At 50.4% G+C, this 677-nt stretch carries 1 protein-coding gene; it reads right to left on the reverse strand.

Features of this window, described 5'->3' with window-relative positions:
* Positions 1–677: 4-alpha-glucanotransferase (locus R7Z47_RS25050; protein ID WP_318130789.1), on the reverse strand; the 677-nt coding region annotated here is incomplete at both ends.

Consider the following 677-nt stretch of genomic DNA (forward strand, 5'->3'; position numbering starts at 1 on the left):
CATCGTAGCCTGTCGCTTCCAACACTTGAGGGTTAAGCGGTGGCAGACCCCAGTTTTGACCTAGAGGGCCAAGAATATCTGGTGGCGCACCGATGCTTGCATCCAGCACTAGGTTGCCTTCATCCGCCCATGTTTCACTGCCAGAATCTGCAACACCTACAGCAAGGTCGCGGTACAGACCCACAGCCATGCCTTTTTCTTCTGCTAGAGCTTGCGCTTCTTTGATTTGATCGTCCGCGATCCATTGTAGGTACATGTACAAGTGAACGCGATCTTGGTTGTCTTTGATGTATTTCTGAGTGCCAGCCGCGTCGAATGTGCGGTATTTCTCAGGGAATACAGGCCAACCCCAAACGCCAGAATCTTCAGCGTGCAAATCTGCATGAAGCGCATCAAATGCCGCTTGGTGCAATAAACTTTCGCCGCCCTTCTCTACGAAATCTAAGAATGCGCGAGCGCGGTCCGTGTTTTTATCGAGATGACGAGCCTTGAACTCACTAAATAGCAGCGGCAATACGCTCATTTTTAGTTGAGAAACTTCGGTGTAGTTCACCCAATGTGAGTCACGCGCTTTTTGTAGACGTTGTTGGAACTCTGCGCTGCCCACTCGCTGTTGTGCTTCTGCACTTAGCGCAAACTCAGGTACAGAGCTTACGTCGATGTACATGATGTTCAGC

The organism is Vibrio sp. 1641 (assembly GCF_033339995.1).
Taxonomy (GTDB): Bacteria; Pseudomonadota; Gammaproteobacteria; order Enterobacterales; family Vibrionaceae; genus Vibrio; species Vibrio alginolyticus.